Annotated in this window: 12 protein-coding genes and 4 tRNA genes; 5 read left to right on the forward strand and 11 right to left on the reverse strand. The window is 43.6% G+C overall.

What is annotated here, in order from left to right:
* The first annotated feature begins 45 nt into the window (after nucleotides 1-45).
* Nucleotides 46-2,388 (forward strand): DUF11 domain-containing protein, encoded by a 2,343-nt coding sequence (locus tag C4S60_RS08305; RefSeq protein WP_103879874.1) that lies wholly within the window; start codon nucleotides 46-48, stop codon nucleotides 2,386-2,388.
* Between the two features lie 119 nt (nucleotides 2,389-2,507).
* Here C4S60_RS08305 and C4S60_RS08310 read toward each other — a convergent pair whose 3' ends face one another.
* The 9 genes from C4S60_RS08310 to viaA (C4S60_RS08345) all read right to left on the reverse strand — a co-directional run bounded on the left by C4S60_RS08310 (nucleotide 2,508) and on the right by viaA (C4S60_RS08345) (nucleotide 13,379).
* Nucleotides 2,508-5,222, reverse strand: a complete 2,715-nt coding sequence (locus C4S60_RS08310) for an Ig-like domain-containing protein (RefSeq protein WP_103879978.1) — start codon at nucleotides 5,220-5,222, stop codon at nucleotides 2,508-2,510.
* 865 nt (nucleotides 5,223-6,087) lie between these two features.
* A complete protein-coding gene (locus C4S60_RS08315) occupies nucleotides 6,088-6,867 on the reverse strand; it encodes a DsbA family protein (RefSeq protein ID WP_244183059.1) in 780 nt (259 codons plus the stop codon).
* 419 nt (nucleotides 6,868-7,286) lie between these two features.
* Nucleotides 7,287-7,360, reverse strand: a tRNA-Cys gene (locus tag C4S60_RS08320).
* A gap of 290 nt (nucleotides 7,361-7,650) precedes the next feature.
* Nucleotides 7,651-7,737, reverse strand: a tRNA-Leu gene (locus C4S60_RS08325).
* 64 nt (nucleotides 7,738-7,801) lie between these two features.
* Nucleotides 7,802-7,907 (reverse strand) — tRNA-Gly (locus C4S60_RS23545).
* Between the two features lie 440 nt (nucleotides 7,908-8,347).
* Nucleotides 8,348-8,421: transfer RNA gene (locus C4S60_RS08330), tRNA-Cys, on the reverse strand.
* Between the two features lie 142 nt (nucleotides 8,422-8,563).
* Nucleotides 8,564-10,009 carry an ATPase RavA stimulator ViaA gene (gene viaA / locus C4S60_RS08335; RefSeq protein WP_103879876.1) on the reverse strand — a complete coding sequence of 482 codons (1,446 nt, stop codon included), beginning with the start codon at nucleotides 10,007-10,009 and terminating at the stop codon, nucleotides 8,564-8,566.
* Between the two features lie 41 nt (nucleotides 10,010-10,050).
* On the reverse strand, nucleotides 10,051-11,712 hold the full coding sequence (locus C4S60_RS08340) for an ATPase RavA domain-containing protein (RefSeq protein ID WP_103879979.1): 1,662 nt from the start codon (nucleotides 11,710-11,712) through the stop codon (nucleotides 10,051-10,053).
* A gap of 173 nt (nucleotides 11,713-11,885) precedes the next feature.
* Nucleotides 11,886-13,379, reverse strand: a complete 1,494-nt coding sequence (viaA, locus tag C4S60_RS08345) for an ATPase RavA stimulator ViaA (protein WP_103879877.1) — start codon at nucleotides 13,377-13,379, stop codon at nucleotides 11,886-11,888.
* 238 nt (nucleotides 13,380-13,617) lie between these two features.
* Between viaA (C4S60_RS08345) and C4S60_RS08350 the strand changes: the two genes are divergently transcribed.
* On the forward strand, nucleotides 13,618-14,136 hold the full coding sequence (locus tag C4S60_RS08350; protein ID WP_103879878.1) for an NUDIX hydrolase: 519 nt from the start codon (nucleotides 13,618-13,620) through the stop codon (nucleotides 14,134-14,136).
* Between the two features lie 10 nt (nucleotides 14,137-14,146).
* Complete coding sequence (ltaE, locus tag C4S60_RS08355; protein WP_103879879.1) at nucleotides 14,147-15,154, forward strand: low-specificity L-threonine aldolase; 1,008 nt, start codon at nucleotides 14,147-14,149, stop codon at nucleotides 15,152-15,154.
* A 64-nt stretch (nucleotides 15,155-15,218) separates the two neighbouring features.
* Here the strand turns inward: ltaE and C4S60_RS08360 are convergent, their stop codons facing one another.
* Nucleotides 15,219-16,022: an AraC family transcriptional regulator gene (locus C4S60_RS08360; protein WP_103879880.1), complete on the reverse strand. Its 804-nt coding sequence runs from the start codon at nucleotides 16,020-16,022 to the stop codon at nucleotides 15,219-15,221.
* Entirely contained in the window at nucleotides 16,009-16,791 is a 783-nt protein-coding gene (locus C4S60_RS08365; RefSeq protein ID WP_103879881.1) for an EAL domain-containing protein, read from the reverse strand. Before C4S60_RS08365 ends, C4S60_RS08360 begins: the two co-directional genes overlap by 14 nt.
* Before the next feature lie 562 nt (nucleotides 16,792-17,353).
* On the opposite strand from C4S60_RS08365, the gene C4S60_RS08370 reads away from it, so the two are divergent.
* Nucleotides 17,354-17,674 (forward strand): c-type cytochrome, encoded by a 321-nt coding sequence (locus C4S60_RS08370; RefSeq protein ID WP_103879882.1) that lies wholly within the window; start codon nucleotides 17,354-17,356, stop codon nucleotides 17,672-17,674.
* 147 nt (nucleotides 17,675-17,821) lie between these two features.
* The gene (locus C4S60_RS08375) at nucleotides 17,822-19,348 is read left to right on the forward strand and encodes a phospholipase D family protein (RefSeq protein WP_103879883.1); all 1,527 of its coding nucleotides are present in this window, start codon (nucleotides 17,822-17,824) and stop codon (nucleotides 19,346-19,348) included.
* Nucleotides 19,349-19,394: the final 46 nt, after the last annotated feature.

The raw sequence follows: 19,394 nt of genomic DNA on the forward strand, positions 1-19,394 counted from the left end.
GCATTCACATCCCACTTTTATCACTTTCAGAGAAAAAGAAGGTAGATGATGAAACATTTAATACATAGCCAACAGAACAAGTTGCTCAGCTGTATGCTAATAGGTGCCTCTGCCCTTTACGGACAAACAGCATTCGCAGCTGAAGACGATGCCAAATTTTATCCGCAGTTAAACAATCAAGAATGTTTAGCGGATTATTCCGACATGGGCTTGAACTGTACCGCAAATGATGTACGTGTCAGTCAGGTGGTTAATATTAAAGGAGTTAAACCTGGTACATTTCCACCAGAGCCTGATGATTCAGGTGATCCCGTATCGTGCCGACCTGGTGACCCCGTCACCTTTTTTGCAGATGTCGAAGTTGTGACCACTGCAAACGAACGTTACGACTATGCGGTCTGGTTACCCGGAGGTTCTTATAGCCCTCAAGAACCTAGCACTCCGGAACAAGAAAAGGTCTGTTCAGTCTTGATTGGTGATAACCGCGATCCGAACAGCGCGTCGGGTTGGATAGACGGACTGAGTTTTGAGTTTGATGTCGATAAGAAAGCGGGCACGCAAACACCGCTGGACTATTGTACCGACATCAGTAAAGCTTCCCCATACAGCGGCGTTCATACGTATTACGAGCAGCTTATCACCATGACCTGTCTGGATGATGACGGTTCAGGTAAAGCAGACTTTAACTACTGTATGTCGTGGAACCAGAGAGCTGAAGCTGAATGTAACGCCACAACGCCATCTCCTGCTGGTGCCCCATCTAAATGTCGTTGTGACATTTTTGATGTCGATATTCTAATCGACCCACCAGGAATAGTGAAAACGCTTGAGAGTAGTACTCCTTTAGATGAGCCCGGTGGTAACTTTATCTTTAAAGTATCCATTGAAAACATCAACCCTAACTCTTCTTTGTTTATAACTTCGTTAACTGATTACCTTGACTTCAACAATGCGGGTACTTTTGGTGAAGTAATCGATTTGTGGGGACCCACTGAAACACCGGCTGGTGATGGTGTCTATCTGATTGAAAATAGTACAGCTTGTCCTAAACCAGCGCCCGGAGGAAGCTATGAAATCCTCGCGAAACAAATCTACACCTGTCAATTCACGCTGAAAGTAGTCGCTGACGACTTGCCAGATCTACCAGTGGGATACCTGGAAATTGATGATATCGTCAAAGCATCTATAGAAAACCAGTTTGGTGCCCCTGTCCTTGATGGCGATTCATGTCCAGCAGCTCTATCCGCGATTGATGGCGACCACTGTAGTGAAGTTAAAACCGTCAAAGTAAACAATGTATCACCAGATATAGATGTTACAAAAACTGTTTCGCCGACTCAGCTAGCAGAAACCGGACCAGGCGCTACAGCTTCCGTGACTTACACTGTCACAGTGAAAAATACATCAACCAAAGATGCCTTGATCATCACTGAAAGTGATATTTCAGATAACCCTTATGCCCTAACCTCTTCTGAAAAAGCACCTTGTGTGGGTACATTAGCTATTGGTGCGTCATGTGTCATGACATACACCAGGGGTGGTCTCGTGGGTAACTCGGGCGATTCCATCGTAAATACCGCAACGGTATACGCAGTGGATAACGAAAATGATCCGACCAATGACTCTGGTACAGCAACAGTCGTCTTTACCGATGTACCTGGAGCACTTGACTTGACTAAAACACCGAACAAAAATTCGGTTCTAGAGTCCGGTGAAGACGTTGTCTTTACATTTGTCATCACGAATGAATCGCCAACTGATAGAGTGCAGCTAAAATCAATGGTTGATACCGTTTTCGGTACGATTTTTGACGATAGTAGTTACCAAGGTACCTGTAGTTTCTACAATACATGGCTAGAGCCAGCGGGTGATAGTGTCAGCTGTACAATCACTAAATTCCTAATTGGCGAGCCTAGTGATCCTGATCATGAAAACTGGGCCACCGTTACAGGTGTCAGTGATGACAATGAAACATTGACCGCGACGGATAATGCTATCGTAAGTTACGAAGACGTACCTACTGACTTCACCTTGAACATCGGTCTAGCGTTCGAGTTCTCTATCAGTATTACAAACAATTCTGATTTTGAACCAATAACATTGGATGCGTTCAATCTCGGAGGCGTTCCATTTAAAGGCGGACTAACCGGCGGCGGCTTCGAAGTCATTAATATCGATTGTCCAGAGTACACTGACTTACCGTATGAAATTGGTATTCTCGGTGAGCTAAACTGCTCATTCAGAGTCAATGTGCTTAACCCAGCGACAAGCGACTTTAGCCTAGTGGAAGGCGGTGATGATGTAGAACTAATTATCAGCGATAATGATGGTAATACTGCGGCACAACCTTCATATAATGTTAAGGTTCAGGCAGTACCTAACCTTTAAAAGACTCCGATAGTTTTAAAAAAACAGTGAGTCATAGAGTAATGGTGGAAGAGGAAGTGCACTTTCTCTTCCACCATAATTTTTCATACAGCGAGGCAATAAAACACCTCACCAATCAGTTACTTTTTACCTTTACCGCCATTGCCATTGGAGCTTTCCATTCCAATCGTTACAACTGCAGTGCTGGTTTCATAACCATCTGTAATACTGTAGGAGAAACTGTCATTTCCTTTAAAGCTCTTAGCAGGAGTGTACAGTAGCTGGCCTCCCGAAGTAATTTGGACCGTTCCTTTTGAGCCTTGAGTTACTGAAGTAATGCTCAAACTATCACCATCTGGATCGCTATCGTTGATAAGTACATCAATGACAACGGGTTCTTTTGCTGAAAGAATGAACTCATCATTGACAGCAACCGGGGCACCGTTGGGTTCAACCGCAGATTCAATCACAACGCTCTCCACCTCACTAACACTAAAGCCTGGCTCTGAAGTATGCTGCGCTAAAAATGTCACATTGTAATTACCATCCGACGCGTCAGTGCTTGAAGCAACGTCCAGATACAGCGTGTTACTTTCATCCGGTGCTAAAGTCATGGTTGTGTCATTGGCATTCCAGCCATCAGGAACGCTCACGGCTAAGTCGAACATCGCTGGTTCACATTCTCCGCTGTCCTGACTGGTCACCGTCACGGTATAACTCATCTTACTGCCCGGTTCATACACCCCGGTTTGGTTTGCTGTAACCGTCAATAATGGCGCACTCAATTGACATACCTGAACGGGTGTTTCTACCAAATAGCTAGACGTCGCGCTGGCGTTGAAATTACTATCACTACTGTTTGACGCATTGAATGTAATGTCATACGAACCATCTGCTGCCGTTTCATTCGAAGTAACATCAAGTATTACAGTATCGCTGGCACCAGGAACTAAATTTAGCGATGCGGCAGTTGTTATCCAGCCTGAAGGTACAAACGCTTCAACCGCGAAATCAGACGATGAACAGCCGTTACTATCGTTATTGGTCACTGACACCGTATAGCTCAGAGTGCTACCAGAACTTACACCCGCACTCTGGAGTGGAACAACCGTAATAGACGGGTCATTCGATGTACATGTTGCCTCCGCGAAGCTCACATAGACACTTGCCCCGGTACTGTCCGCCCATTCGGTAGTCACTGTGATACCAGCGTCTAAATCACTATAGCTGTTTCCCGGCACCAGTGATGAATCATTCCAATCGGCACTGGCACTGTTTGGCGTCATATCCAATAATTGGCTGGTGTTCCTGTCACCTTCTCTTCCTAGGTGAAAAGTAACACCTGAAATGAGCGATGGTGTATTAACGAGATAACGGTCAAAGCCTACCGCCTGACGGTATTCCAAGTAATACCAGAGTTTTTCACCTGTTGAAGGATCAACACCACGTTGGATTTTAAGTGCTTTGCTTTGGCCCCCCGGTAGAGTTTCATAAGGCTCCAAGAAGTAGCTACCTTCACTCTTAATTTCAACAATACTGTCTGTGTGAGAATCGGTAGCGGTGTTTAACCAGCCCAAAATGTCTTTACTAAACGAATTAAAATGTCCGGTAAAATTTGGTGCCCCCATAATATCCAGACTGTCACCATACTCGACGCTGTAGCAGTTGCCCTCCACAACATCTGTCTCACACTCAAGCTTCTCTGCGTGATGCAAACCCAAGTTATGTCCAAGTTCGTGGGCTACGGTTCTAAGTGTCAGCGAACCGTTTATCCAACTTCTCGAAGGGTTACCTCCAACGGTTCCACGACCTGTCCATCCACATTTACTGCTTTGTGGGAAGACATACATCAGCCTGTTGTAGCTCGCGACATCTATGCCACTGTCTTCCGCTGCCTGATTCGCATAGGTGCTGATAGTGCTTAAATCACAAACTTCATCGATGGGTAGAGTGTAATAGCCTTGTACATCTCCAGAAAACAATGTCTGTCCATAAGACACTTCTTGAAAGTAATCATTGACTGAACCAAACACAACTTCCTCGACTTCTCCGACCGTCCAGGGCTGTTGGGGGTTGCTTTGGAAGTTAACCAACATCACTAGTGTTTTTTGGTCACCCAAAGTGTTATTTAGTGCTGAAGATGTCGTGCTAATTTCTGTGGTCGATACGCTACCGTCCGCTAATACCGTTAGGCTTTGTAGCGATTCATTCAAAACTAATGAAGCAGGTTCACCTTCGTGTTTCTCAAACCTCCAGCCACTCGCACGAACTCTCATACCTGAATGAACTGCGTTTAACTGAGCGCGGTCCTTCATGTGCAACTCAATATGTCCATCAGCGGTTTTCAGGACATGGTATAGACGGCTCTTACTATGATCTTCATAGTCTTCGTAATAAACCTCAAGCTCACCATCGAGCACCTGTTCTTGTTCCAGAAGTTCGCGAACTTCCTCGGGTGCACCTTGGCGTTCCTCTGAGCTAAGCGCCAGGCTTGCTACATCGGCTGGGGCCACTTCTACGAGTTCGGATAACAATTGCTGGCGCTCTTCCGCTAGCGACATCATCTGACTTAGATAGTGACTTTTATCTTGTTCTGTTGCGTCGCGGTAAAGAGCTAAGGCCTTTGTCAAAGCTTCACTATTCGATTTAGCATTTTGGCGCATTTCTATCGCGAATTGTCTGGCACTTTGTGAATGAGTATTGTGTTCCTCTAAATGTCGTCCATGCATAAAGGTGTCATCACCGGCTAAAGCGGATGCATTGAAAAACAGATAGGACGTCCCAAGTAAAGCCGTAAATGAAGATTTAAACGTGTTGGACGCTAATATTTTTGAGTTAAATAGGAGGTTAAACATACGTGTAACTTTCAGATCCATTTCGTTTTGCAAGATAAATCAAAGCCTAAGCAGAGTGACGCTCACACAAAGACCACAGGATAATTAACCCGTAGGGATTATTTACTTTGCATATATTGAGTTATCTTCTAGTTAAGACAACCATGAAATAATTAAAGGCAAGCGAACCCCAAAATTGCCACTTATTTAAAATTAGAGCAATCATGATTAGCAAACTTTTATAATAATATAATCCGCACTGCCCAATCTTTGCATATTGAGAGTACAATTAAACAAATATAATTTTATTGTACAATAAAATTATACTTGCATAATGTCAGGGTGTTATTTAAGAACATTTATACAACTGTAACAATATCTACTCCACTTACAATTGAACATATTTGCTTACGTTTTAAGAATCAAAATACTAGCAAAAACCCAGGTCAAAATTCAACCACATCGATAACAAAAAACGAAATCAAAGTGGAAATTCCATTTAACTCGTGAATATATAAGGCAATTATTTTTTATTAAAATGGCTTATCTAACCTTATGAAACAATTGTTATATATACATAAAGTGAATAGCAAAGTTGCATTTTATACTTTCAAAATTAACCACTTGTCATAGCCCTGACCATTCGATAACACAACTTTGACATTTTAATGGGTGGGGTAAATCTAACACAATATTTACAGTGAGGTGTAACAAAGCTATTCAAGCACACTCATACCTCATGCTCTGAAAATAAATATTTAGTTACAAAAAACCAACAAAATATCCACAAATAGCACGTTGTCCATACCCAATTTAAGGGATTGTGTGCTTATCAAAAAAAGCAGCTAAATATAGCTGCTCTTTAAATATTAAACATTCCTATGTCTTACTCTGGTTCTTCCTCACTTTTCTCTAACTCGTTTATCAGTGATTCAAAAACTGGGTATTGTTGAGCTCCAACAACAATTTGGGGCTCAATCAGAAGGTCGTTTTCCACCCGGCCAATAAGAAACGTTGGTGTACCTCGTATCCCAAGTGATTGACCTAATGCCAAATCTTGTGCGACTTTATCGGCAACTGACTGATCCTTTAAGCAATCAGCAAAAGCATCCATATTCAACGATAAGTCCGTGGCAGATTTTTGATATAACTCACTACCCAACTGCTGTACGTTACTAAATAGCATGTCTCGCATTGGCCAATAAGAGTTTTGCTTAAAACTGCATTTCGCCGCGACCGCGGCTGGTACTGCCTCTGGATGGAAGTCTAGCGGAAAATCTCGAGCGACATATTGTACTCTACCAGTATCGATATAATTTTTCTTTAAGTCTTTGAATGTAAAGTCAGCAAATCTTTTACAGAACGGACATTGAAAATCAGAAAATTCTATAATAGCGATCTTTGCATCAGAACTCCCTAGTATAGGAAGATTCCCGCCTTCAGAAAAATTGGGTTGATCTGGTAGAATTCTGGGTTGTTTTTTGGGTTTTTTAAATGCTAAATCATGTATTTCCGATACTTTATCTCCAATATCACCCACCTCTTGGGAAAGCTGACCTATCTCCTGCTTCAATGATTCGATTTCAGATTTTAACTGCTCAGTCTCTCCCGATTCACAACCCGATATAGCTTGCAATAACACCAACGAGATAACGAGTCTAGCCATATGTATAAACATCTTAAGCCCTCACTTTGAAATAGCACAAAATTGAGTTCGTACCTTACTCTTACCTGCTAAAAGATTTGCTGTATCATGCTATTACTAGTTTTATCTTATTAAATTACGAGTAATAACATGAAGCTACAGAAAACTGCTCACTTTCCATATTGTGTTCTTCACCATCACGTACGATGAATCAGACATTTCTTTCAATTTGCTAAAGAGTATTGTAGAGGAGTTGTTATAAGTCAATTTACACTAAACACTGAAGACGCTACCACGGAGAATTTTCTGGTTGGCAAGACATATCTTAATTAACACGTTGTAATTAAGATAGTTTTAATTATTACGTTAAAAAAATGGGGAGATGGTTTGAACGGTATTTTTGTACGAAAAAGCCTGTCGAATGACGGGCTTTAAAATGATGGAGGCGCCTCCCGGAGTCGAACCGAGGTCCACGGATTTGCAATCCGCTGCATAGCCACTCTGCCAAGGCGCCTTAGATTGTGTGCTATTTCATAATAGCTGAGAGGCAAAACCAAATACTATAAGGTTACTCTCATAAATGATGGGCCCCGGCCGGAGTTGATGGTCCGACATTTCGGCCGGCACTCGAGCTGGGAGCTTAATCTCATAAATGATGGTGCCCCGGGCCGGAGTTGATGGTCCGACATATCGGCCGGCACTCGAGCTGGGAGCTTAATCTCATAAACGATGGTGCCCCAGGCCGGAGTTGATGGTCCGACATATCGGCCGGCACTCGAGCTGGGAGCTTAATCTCATAAACGATGGTGCCCCGGGCCGGACTTGAACCGGCACAACGCGAACGTCGAGGGATTTTAAATCCCTTGTGTCTACCAATTCCACCACCAGGGCACACAAATCTCTTTGTGATGGAGACACCATCTTGATATCGCCTACAGGCCATACCTTTTTAATTTGGAGCGACTCGACCCGATTGGGGCACGAGGTTCCCTAGCTCTTAACAAAAAAGGCGTGACCTCAACCTTGGCAAGGTTGCGCTCTACCAACTGAGCTAGTGTCGCATTTTGTCTTATCAGACTTCGTTTCAGCGAGCTTCCCCGTGAGAACGAGGTGTACTTTAACGGATTAAGATTTTCCGTCAACAGGTATTTTTCACTTTATGAATCAAGTGATTAAATAGCGAACTTCAGCGTATGAAGCACGTACAATTCGTCTATTTATACGTCGTTTTATAACTTAGCAATCTCTCGTTCAAGCTGATGTTTTTCGTCCGTAATGATTTTTTCGAGCACCTCCACTCATAGCAAAACTAACCATAAATAGACGCTGGTCACAATGCAACCTGTTTGGCGATCCGGGAGCGTTTTTCTGATGTTTAGTCTCAGAAATAAGTTGAGATTTGAATCGATGAGAGGTAGCGACGAAGATAGAGAAGATGACGAGGGGATTTCAAAAGGCCCAAAACGACAAAACCCCGACCTAAGTCGGGGTTTCTAAATAATGGAGGCGCCTCCCGGAGTCGAACCGAGGTCCACGGATTTGCAATCCGCTGCATAGCCACTCTGCCAAGGCGCCTTTCTTTTCAACACGTTAGATAAGCTCTCTCGCCGTGTTCGAGGCATACTTTACGGATTACAGAAAATTAGTCAAACAAAAAACTGTCTTTTTAGGTTTGTTTGGCGACTTTAACATCAAACTGAATACCAAACCGTCACATTTACCATCTTTTCATCAAACGCCCGACAAGATTGGGATGATAAGACCAACAATGATCAAACATACTCATCAGTGACGGATTACCATACTTTGACAGATTGATGGCATGAAAGCGATTTTTCTTCTCTTTCAACTGCTCTACTTTATGCTTCATTTCCTCAGACTGCTCTGGAGCAATAAAATCTGAGATGACCACCATATCCGCATTCTTGTAAGTGTCGGTACTCATCAAATCGATGGACTGTTTTAATACGGGTTCTAAATCGGTACCACCATGGAACGAGTAACTAAGGAAATCTGCTGCTTCTCGCAAGCCATCTTGCTTAGTCAGTTCATAGGTAATGTGTGTGGTAGAAAATAGGATGACATAACATTCTCTGTCTTCTGCCAGAGCAATTTGCATCAGAGCATACGCCATGGCTTTGGCGCACTGCTCAGGGAAACCACTCATAGACCCTGATGCATCGATACAGACAATGAATGGCCCTTTTTCGATTTCTATCTGACTGTTATCGGGGGCGGTGGTGCGGACTTTTTTAAGTGTTCTTGATTTACCTTGAGTTTTGTAATTCATCAAACGCTTATCAGCCAGGTGCTTGTAAAACACGACTTCCAACTCGGGATAGGCAAGAAACATGGTTTCATTGGGAAGGAGTTTATTGAGGTCATCCGACTCGTGGATACCGACAATGTCGTCTGTGGCCTCATCACTTTGCTCTTCCACCATTTCGACATTATCCGCCTGGGCTTTATTAAGCTCAGGATCATCCTGATCGTTGGCCATGCGGCCAAGCTGTTCTGCTATTTCCTGAAGTCCTCTATTCTTTTTAAGAAACTCAGCATGACTGTGCATTACTTTAAGATCAGTTTTGGTGAGTTTCGCGGCGGCCATGTCCCAAAGTCGACCAATGGCTGCTTCATCGCCCTGCTCAGCCACCGTATCCATCTCTTTCATCGTTTCCATGCGCTGATAAAGATCCGCCAGAAACTTCTCTTTGCTGGCTTCCAGCTCAGAGATCTCTGCCTGTTTGATGGCATCAGCCAGGCTCTTATACCATAAGTCGCAGAAATACCTTGGAAACATTGGGTTGTTGACCGCTTTATTTTTCTCGATCAACCGTCGTGCTTGCAAATAGAATGCTGAATGCCACTCCAGTTGCCTGACGACATCATTGATTTGCTCAAAGAACGTCGCCTCATCCCAATGAATCACTTCTTGGTACAGCGCCAGTTCTTTTTGGAATCGTTCTGTTTCACAGACGCGGGTCATGCGTTTTTTAACCGACCCACGCCACTTGAGTAGATGTCCCTTGACCGCCGAGCGCACACCACGTTTCTCTGTTAATGCCACTACCTGAGAACGTGCCATAAGGTCATTGACAGCAGTATCTATCAGACCAGAATCCGCTATCATAAGGGCTAGATTTAATCCATCGGCTCCGAGCATCCATGCCTCCGAGTAGTGATTGAGTGCTGTGCCTTTACCTATCAGGCAAAGAAATCTTTCAGGTTCTTGATTCGCGCTACCGCCTTTTCAGCTTCTGCGTTGGTGCTCTCTAATGTCTGGGTCACGTTTTGCAAACTGACTTCCATCTCAGTTGGAATGTCTGGCTGAATAAAGCCGTGAGGCAATGCACCGTGGAATTTCGAGCGAACCGAGCGTAGATGATGTTCCGCGTGGTTAAGTTGCGTCATTACCTGATCAGCTCTTGTCGTCCACTCCTCCAGCATAGTGGAGTCAATACCCTGATTGGTAACCAGCGTGGTGAGTACCGAACGATTCGCTATGTCCTTAATGACCAGGTTATTGGATGCATCGATATCCAGTTTGAGACGGCATAAATGGGTGTTCTGGTTGACGTAACCATATACCTCACTGCCGCCCTCCTTAATTGCCCGGTTCAACTCATCCTTTGGTATGTATACCCAACGACTGTCGCCTTTCTCGTTTTCAGACACTGACATATTACTTTGTAACAACACCAGTTTGACCAGATCCGTTGCCGGACCGACTTTATAAGATCTGGCATTACCAATGTCGTACTGATAAACGTCTTTGCGCAATAGACCCGTTGTTGTTTCCATGGAAAGCAGCATCGCAAATTCCGCTTCTATTTCGTCCTGAATGTCGGCAAGCTGCTCCTTGCCCTCCTCAATTTGTTGGAATACTTCCTGCTGATCGAAGGCGTGATTCAGGGCGAAGTCCCTGACCACATCACGAACAATCTCTAACGATTCAGGACTGTTCCACAGGCAGTCTTGAAGCAGTAATAGATCGAGAGGATTAACGGTGTCACGACCATTAAAAAATGCACTCGCTTTGAGCAGTTTTACCGCTTTTTTCCAGCGTCGGTCAGAAACATAAAGATCGGCTTCGGACAAGGTAGCACGGTGCTCATCGGCGGCACTCTCTAACATGGTTTTAAGCTGATATAGCTTTTCGAACACATCGTCACTCAGTTTGACTGAATTTAGTTCGCTCTGCCATTGATGATACTCCTCGTCGGTAATCGCCAGACCTTCCGGAATTTTTGCTTCTTCAGACGTTCCAACGGTGAGCATCGATTTGAAATTCTGTTTGTTTTGGATACGGTTAACAAAAATTCGCACCAACATACGGTCATAAAGCGCTTCCAGGCCGCTGTCTTCATCCGGAAGCTCGTTCGATGCGGACACCAAAAGGCGCATGGGCACTTTTTCGATATCACTACCATTCTTAAAAGTTTTTTCGTTCACAACCGTCAACAAAGTATTAAGAATCGCCGGACCTGCTTTCCAGATTTCATCGAGAAAAACCACTTGAGCTGTGGGTAGGTAGCCGTCGGTAAGTCGAAGGTATCGACCATTGTCTTTTAGTTCCTGAATACTGAGCGGACCGAACACCTCCTCTGGCGTCGAGAAACGCGTCATGAGGTATTCAAAGTAACTGCTATTGTCGAAAGCCTGAATCAAACGTTTTGCGATCAGACTTTTTGCAATCCCCGGAGGCCCCAATAGGAATACGCTCTCACCAGCAAGAGCAGCCAACAGGCAGAGTTTGATGGTTTCTTCACGCTCATAAACACCGTCAGAAAGTGCAGAGGCTAGTTTATTTATTCGTTCAGATAGCAATGCTTTATCAGCGTGGGAAACAACTGTGGGCTTTATCATGCCTATACCTCTGTGCACAAAACTGGAATGCATAAATCTTTTATACATTTGTTATCATTATGTTACAAGATTTTTCAATCATGCCCTCTTTTAAGCATGACCACTAACCAGAATTTATCAAATTGATTTTATTGGCTTTTAGTCTAACAAAACCGTCGACCTCAACCCGGTCATTAGCCGAAAGTATTAGACAGTGCCAATCTTGCTTTTTGCAACCCGCTAGATGGTTTCTTAACAAATTGGCCGATGAGACTTGGATGGTAGCGCCATTGAGAGTCAAACAGATTGAGTACCTCTGGGTTACCGTATTTCGATAAACACAAAGAATGGAATCGGTTGTATTTTCCCTTTAGGGATAGAACTTTTTTTACGACATCTTCGTCTTGTTTCGGAGCAATGAAATCCGATATCACCAAAAGATCAGCATTTTTATATTGCTCCCCTTGCATTATGTCGACCGCATAACTTAAGACTTTGCTGAGATCTGTCCCTCCCTTAAAACTGTATGACAAAAAGTCACAAGCTTCTTTCAGGCCGTTTACACCAGACAGGTCGTAAGTAATGAATGTAGAGGAAAACAGAATCACATGACACTCACGCTGTTCCTTTGCCGCCATTGTCATTAAAGCGTATGCCATCGCTTTGGCCGATTTTTCCGGGGCTCCCTGCATCGAGCCAGACACATCGATAGCAATAACCATGGGCCCCTTCTCTTTCACAGCCTCGCCTGATGTCGGTGCTGGGGTAAGGAGCTGACGAATGGTTCGCTGCTTTCCTTCAGCTTTATAGGTCAACAGACGTTTCTCAGCCAAGTGCTGATAGAAGACGGTCTCTAGCTCTGGATAAGCCAGATACATGGTTTCATTAGGAAGCAGCTTATTAATATCATCGCTGGTATGAATACCGACGATATCGTCGGTCGCAAAGTCGCATTTATCTTCCACGACCACGTTATCGTGCGTTTGTGCTTTATTGAGCTCAGGCGCATCCACTTCCTCAGCCATGCGACCCAGTTTTGCTGCAATGGCCTGAAGCTCACGATTCTTGCCAAGATATTCCGCGGTGCGTTCGATGGATTTTCTGTCTTGTCTGGTGAGCTCTGCTCCCGCAAGATCCCATAATCGGCCTAGTTTCGTCTCAACTCCACTACCGCTGACATTTTCCATGTCTTTTAGTGTGTCGATACGTTGATAGAGTTGCTTCAAAAATCGCGCTTTCTGTTCATCCAGAGCATCTTGTTGTCTGTTTTGTACTGAGGTTTTGAGGCTCTCATACCACACCTTACAAAACTGACGAGCAAAGAGCGATGGTGGATAAGACGCTTGACTGGCTATCATTTCCTGAGCTTTAGTATGAAATGGCGACTCGGCAGGAATCTGGTCAACAATCGAATCAAGTTTGGCTGTGAACTCTTGTTCCGACATATAGACTGCGTCCTGATACAGATTCAACTCATCCTGAATCGTATCTCCTGGTTGGGACTTAACCAGTTTGCGTTTAACACTTTTGGTCCATTTAGCCATCGATGCGGTCAAACTGTCCTTGACACTGTCATCACTGCTTAGGGAAAGTAAATCCGTTTGAGACATAATATCGCGCACAGCTGAATCTATGATGCCGGATTCCGCCACCATAATTGCCAAATTTAAACTGTCTGCGCCCAACATTATTTTGCCTCCACAAGATGCAATCTCTCATCGATTGATCCCGACTATCTTCACCCGAACGCTCTGATATACCGAATAACTAAGGCAAATCACAGACCTTAAATCACTGTTTTCATTTTCGATATATAAAACCGCAATACTTCATATCGTCATCCATCGACATTTATCTGGCATTGTGGTCATATTGGAGAGCAAAAAATCAGTTAGACAACCACGTTGTCACAATACGGAAGAAACTATGAGTACTCGCACTATTCATCAATGGAAATCGATATCCCTAGTGGAAGAAGATTTAACGCTACCCAATAATAAAGCCGTGACTCATACGACTATTCGACACCCCGGAGCGGCCGTAATCCTTCCTGTCACTGCAAGCGGTGATATCCTGCTGCTCAACCAATATCGACCGTCCCTAAAAAAATGGTTGCTTGAGTTACCTGCTGGCACCATGGAGACCGGTGAAGATCCTATGGCGTGCGCCCACAGGGAGCTAATTGAAGAAACTGGCTTCAAAGCCGGTAAGCTGTTTTCACTTGGGCAGGTCACCCCTCTTGCCGGGTTTTGTGATGAGATTCAGCACCTATTCATCGCTAAAGAGCTGAGTGAAAGCAACGAGTATGCTTGTGACGACGACGAAGTTATTGAACTGGTGACAATGTCACTTAACCAACTACACCAAAAAATTATTGATGGTTGCATCACCGATGCCAAAACGATAGCGTGTTTAAGTAAAGCAACGCTATGTGGATACATTTAGGAGAGTATCAATGGATTTCCGCTCAGACACCGTTACCCAACCTACCCCTGCTATGCGTGAAGCAATGGCAAACGCCCCTGTTGGCGATGATGTTTATGGGGATGACCCAACGGTCAACGAATTAGAGCAATGGGCAGCCGAGCGACACGGTTTTGAAGCCGCATTATTTACCACATCCGGCACACAGGCGAATCTGCTTGGCCTGATGGCACACTGCCAACGTGGTGACGAATACCTCTGTGGTCAACAGGCTCATAATTACAAGTACGAAGCCGGTGGCGCTGCCGTCTTAGGTTCAATTCAGCCTCAACCGATTGAAAATAACCCGGATGGCACGCTGGATTTTGACAAACTTAAAGCGGCCATCAAACCAGATGACTGCCATTTTGCACGTACCAAACTTCTGAGCCTTGAGAACACTATTAACGGCAAAGTTCTTCCAATGTCTTACCTACAAGACGCGCGTAAGTTCGTCGATGAAAATGGACTGAGTTTACACCTTGATGGGGCACGTGTTTACAATGCTGCAGTTGCTTTGGATATTGATGTCAAAGAGATCGCTCAGTATTTCGATTCTATGACTGTTTGTCTGTCGAAAGGTTTGGCCGCGCCTATTGGTTCTTTGCTTCTTGGCTCTAAAGAACTTATCGAGCGCGCCAGAAGACTGCGAAAAATGGTCGGTGGCGGCATGCGTCAGGCAGGAATATTAGCGGCGGCGGGCAAGTTGGCTCTAACTGAGCAAGTCGCGCAGCTTAAAACAGACCATGAGAATGCGAAAAAGCTTGCTGTTGGCCTTAACAATATTCCGGGATTCAGCGTTAACTCTGAGTTTGTTCAGACCAATATTGTATTTGCAAAACTGGATCAATCGGTTGATATCGAATCTGTCGCCAAGTCTCTGGCTGACGATGGTATTACAATTACGCCAGGAAACCCGATACGCTTTGTCACACACAAAGATATCACTTCTCAGGACATCGATGTGCTATTAGCAAAACTTACAAGCGCAGTAGATTAAAGAGTTAGCAATACTACGCCTTCGGGTAAGAGAAATTTTTCCGAAGGCTGTAGTCTCTTCACTCTTAGCTATAACGTTTTAACTCACGTGGTGACATACCATAACGTTTTTTAAACAAATTGCTGAAGTATGCATGGCTTTCAAACCCACACCTATCCGCTATCTGAGCGATAGATAACTCAGTGTGCATGAGCATCTTTCTCGCGTAATCGAGCCGCGTATAGTTGACCAGTTTTGAAAACTCAGTCCCGCTTTCCTTGAGCTTTCTTTGCAGTTTTGCTTTCGACATATTCAGTCGATTCGATACAACTTCAATTCTCCATCGGTTACCAAGTTCACTCGCAACCAGTTCTGAAACTCTATCGACGATGCGGTCTTCATTCCAAAGTTGAGACCAGAATGGTATTGCGTTTAGTTGAACAAGTTCATTAAGGAGTTGGTGTGTAAGAGCGTTGATCGCAGCATCAGACCAGTCTTCCTCTATCTGAGAAACGCTGTGAATGGTATCAAACAAGGTCTCTAACTTTGTATTCTCTTTTACATAGATACCGAATGAGTCATCACCTGAATCTGACTTTTGCCTAATTTTAGAGAGAGTATCGACCAAGTACTGACGCTGAATATCGATCACATCGAGTTCAATACTGTGGCCATCGATATTAGTTACAGCAATATTATACCTTCGATTTGAATCCAGAAAGACTACACACCTTGAATCTATTTCTTGAACGTACCCTGAGGTACCAACAAATCCTTGTGCGTTTGTTACTCTTACTATTTTTATCGTTGTTGCCAGTGTTTCTGCGACAAACTCTTTATCCGATACTTTCACCCTACGGTAGAGAATACTGCTATCAGTGAAATCCATCTACCAAACTCTTTTGCCTGTTAGAAATAGCATGTGTTGATCGTAAAGCACTTTGAGGGTACCCAAAGTAAAAGCCTTGAAGGTAAATGCCTTCACGCTTAAATTGCGCTCTTTGCATATTAGTTTCGATTCCCTCAATAATAATTCCTTGCCCGCTATATTTGTGAAGGTATTTTATGAGCAACTGCATTCGAACGCTGTCATTATCACTTGTATATAAATATGTTTTGTCAATCTTAATCATATCCCAATCAATCACACCCAATGTATCATTGGCACTTTGACAATGAGGCAAATAATCATCGAGCCAAACTTGATGCCCAAAGCGCTGCAACATTCTGATATTATTAATTAACTCTGTAGTCAGCGTTGCTCTTTCGAATTCATTAATCTCAATAGCAATGGGGCCATGAGTTTCACAAATGATTTGATTCACGAACTGCTCATCACACAAGCAAGACAAGGTCAAATTGAGGGAAATTAAATCAAGAGAATTCGCACAATTATGATCAGAGATCCACCTTAATTGTGAAATAAACACGTTTTTTATCAATTTTTCATCGATATTAGAAAAAAAAGATTCACAGTCTACGCATTGATCTTCAAGATCACTACTCAATCTTGACAACATTTCATAAGCCATCGGTGAGCCATTTTTTGAGCTAACAATTTGTTGCAAAAGATACTCAAACTGCACCACTAATTGGTTAGTCAAAGTTGACCGAATCAACAGTCCGCCGGGTACTTCTTCGTAAGAGAGTTTATCCATTACTCACTACCTTTTTTGTGCAAACGTATCCTTTGCGCCGTTAGTTATCAACCATATATCATCCTAAATAAAGTATTTGATGCAATATTTATAATAATTGCATTTTCATTTCAACAATTTGATCTTTTGGACAAAAAGCAAACGAATGAAATATTTGTTACGATAATTAACCCGCTAGCCTGTTGAGATTAATCACTATAACCAATGCGCAACGTTGCCTCACCTTCGCTAGCATTCATCGTACAAGTTAAAAGCAGATTAAGCGGAATTAAATCGGATTAAGGCTGCATAAGTTATTCCTTATATAAAAGAACAGTCACAACAAGTCTAGAGCATTGGATTGATATTTCACTTGGCTATATATTATGCCAATTTCGAATATTGCCAATTTTATAATAATGAAAAGTAGTTTCTATGTTAGCTAAAACCCTGTGAGCTTATATTTTTCAGCCACCTTTGCCTGCATCACAATTCCCAACAAAAAATGCCGGATTTTTCTTGAGTCTTCCCTTAGGTTAGGCTTTAAATTGAAGGCATTAATAGCCTTATATGAGTCATCTGTGTGAAAACCAAAAACCTGCTATTCATCTTACTTACTATCACTTCCGGTTCGCTATTCGCGAGTGAGTTTGGAGACCCAAAGTTGGGTGAAATCAAGGCCCCTAGTTGCATCTTTTGCCACAACCCCAATGGTCCAGTCGCTCAGGACGGTTATCCAAATCTGAACGGTCAGGATCCCCTTTACCTGTTTAACGCAATGCAAGCGTACAAGAGTGATCAAAGAACGGGACCGATGGCTCAGTTGATGAAAGCTCAGCTACAACATTTATCGGAAGACGATCTCAAAGATGTGGCTGCGTTTTACGCCAGTAAAGCTAACTAATCTTCTGAAATTTTTGGGCAGAAACCGGCCCCCGCTACTTCTACGCCCAAAATTCAATGTGATGCTTTGCATCTTTACGCAAAGGTTGTTGGCAAAAAGCTTCCATTCGCTTTTCGTATAAACCATAGTTAATGGTGACGACGTTAAATGACCAAAGGACCTGAGATTTTGAATCGACTGATACTGCTGCTTATTACATTAGTGCTCAGCGCCTGTAGCTCTGTTTCTATTGACGATCAGCAGCCAAAAGATGTGAGTTATCACTATGGTTATCAGGACGAGAGCCCTCTCGCTGATTTTTTCCAGCAAACCACAAACTATGATCCTTCCCTCACTGGATTTTTCCCTCTGAATAAGGGTGAAGACGCGCTGCTCACCAGACTCGCATTAATCGAAGGAGCAAAGAAAAGTCTCGATGTGCAGTACTATATCTATCGTGACGATGAAACTAGTTTGTTGATGACCTGGAGACTTTACGAAGCAGCTCAACGCGGTGTTCGTGTTCGTTTATTACTCGATGATATGCAAAAAAGAGACGACCTGGGTTTGGCGACATTAAATGCTCACCCCAATATCGAAGTGCGACTGTTTAATCCTCACCAATATCGTCAGGCCCGAATGGTCGCATTTGCCAGCGACTTTTCTCGTCTCAACCGACGGATGCATAATAAATCACTAACTGCCGACAACGTTGCCACCATCATTGGAGGGCGCAACATAGGTAATGAGTATTTTTCTTTTGGCTCTAATGTCGAATTTGGTGACTTTGACGTACTCCTTTATGGTGACACCGTCGAACAGACCGCTGTACAGTTTGACACATACTGGAACAGCGTTTATGCCATACCAATGGAATGGATAGTCAGTACAGCACCAGCATTGAACGATTCGGAAATACAACAGTTCATTTCAGACTCAGGGTTGGAGGCTCAATTTACCAGCGGACAATACAATCTGGCAAATTTGGAGCTCTACCAGCAGTTTCAACGAAGTGAGCTCACTTTGTATTGGGGCAAAGGCAAGCTTTGGTATGACATGCCAGACAAGGTGACCTCAAGTGAGAGCTTACTCATTGACAATTTGGTCGAGCTTTTGTCCCGGGTAGAAGACTCTATGGTGCTGATCTCCCCTTATTTCGTCCCTACCGAATCAGGCACGCGTGAAATGGTAAAAGCCGCTCAAGACGGAATCAATATTACCATTATCACCAACAGTCTGGCCTCCAACGATGTCTTTGCTGTTCATGGCTGGTATGCAAAATATCGAGCCGATTTGGTTGAGGGTGGCATCGAATTGTGGGAGTTCAAACCTACGGTTGAAATGAACACTCAGTGGAGCATGACCGGTAGCAGTCGTTCAAGCCTGCATGCCAAAGCCATCATGTTCGACCAACGAAAACTCTTTGTCGGTTCAATGAACTGGGATCCTCGCTCAGCTTACTTAAATACCGAGATGGCCGTTGTACTTGAGCACCCTAACTATGTTCAGTCGCAACTTGATGAGCTGTCTGCTGCATTACCCCAAATCGCCTATAAAGTGGTCGTTGAAGAAGGCAAGGTACGTTGGCTGGACCTAGATTCTGGTGAGCGTTACACCAGTGAACCTAAAGCGAGCATATGGCGCAAAATGGGCGCCTGGTTCTCTGGCCTTCTTCCCATTGAGGATCAACTATAGAGGTTTCTTTTTCGAGTTAGCTCAAAAAGTTCCCTCGCCAATGACC

Source organism: Vibrio hangzhouensis, from assembly GCF_900107935.1.
GTDB lineage: Bacteria > Pseudomonadota > Gammaproteobacteria > Enterobacterales > Vibrionaceae > Vibrio > Vibrio hangzhouensis.